Source organism: Photobacterium sanguinicancri (assembly GCF_002265265.1).
In the GTDB taxonomy this organism is placed as follows: domain Bacteria; phylum Pseudomonadota; class Gammaproteobacteria; order Enterobacterales; family Vibrionaceae; genus Photobacterium; species Photobacterium sanguinicancri.
The window spans coordinates 1-808 of record NZ_NOIF01000399.1 but is presented as its reverse complement, the minus strand read 5'-3'; the positions used below and the strand labels follow the sequence as shown (position 1 = coordinate 808).

Genomic DNA, 808 nt, shown 5'->3' with positions numbered 1-808 from the left:
TCGTCAATAATCAATTAGGTAGGTGATGATAAGAAAATATTACGCGCTGCTTATTAGTTGAATTTTAAAGTTACGTTTTATAGGTAAGGATATCTATGTCGCACTCTCGATTTCACGACTTAAATTTAAGCAATGCCACGCTTATATTTGCTGATATTTTGGTGTTATTCTCTATTTTTACTTTAAGTTTGGTCGGAATTGGCTACTTTTCGGCAATATCACTTCCTCATTATGGCGATGCTACTTTTTTTATTCACTTGATCTTATATACCCTTCCTCTCCAGGTTGCATTACTTGCCGTTGGTTTATATAACGAAAAATTACGAGAAAACTTCAATGGGATCGCTGTCCGATTAATTGTTGCTCTTATTCTCGCTTATGTTCTTGCTAGTGGTTTTTATTTCATCCTTCCCATCCCTTACTTGCCAGGACTTAGCCGAGAGTTGATTTTCTTTCTTACTTTCATGGGGTTAATGGCTTCTCGTTTTGTCGCTATCTCAAATAATTACGAAAAAATAGGGCAAGTGAGAGTGTTGGTGATCGGTGCAGGTGAACGTGCAAGTTTGATTGAAAAATGTATGCGCCGTAAAGCAGACCGTGTTCATGTTGATCTTTACGGCTATGTAAAAATTGAAGGTGACAGTAGCCAACATACACCCAAAGGCACCAAATTCGAGCTAGATTGCCCGTTAAACGAGTTTGTCAGTAAACATAAAATTGAAGAAATTGTCATTGCCGCTGATGAGCGACGAGGAAACCTTCCTGTCGATAGTTTATTCAACTGTAAAATTGAAGGTGTATTAATCAC

The 808-nt window shown here is 37.6% G+C and carries 1 protein-coding gene; it reads left to right on the top strand.

Annotation, left to right across the window (positions count from 1 at the left end):
• Positions 1–95: 95 nt before the first annotated feature.
• The coding region (locus tag ASV53_RS24270) for a hypothetical protein (protein ID WP_205049239.1) at positions 96–808 on the top strand (713 nt) is incomplete at its 3' end.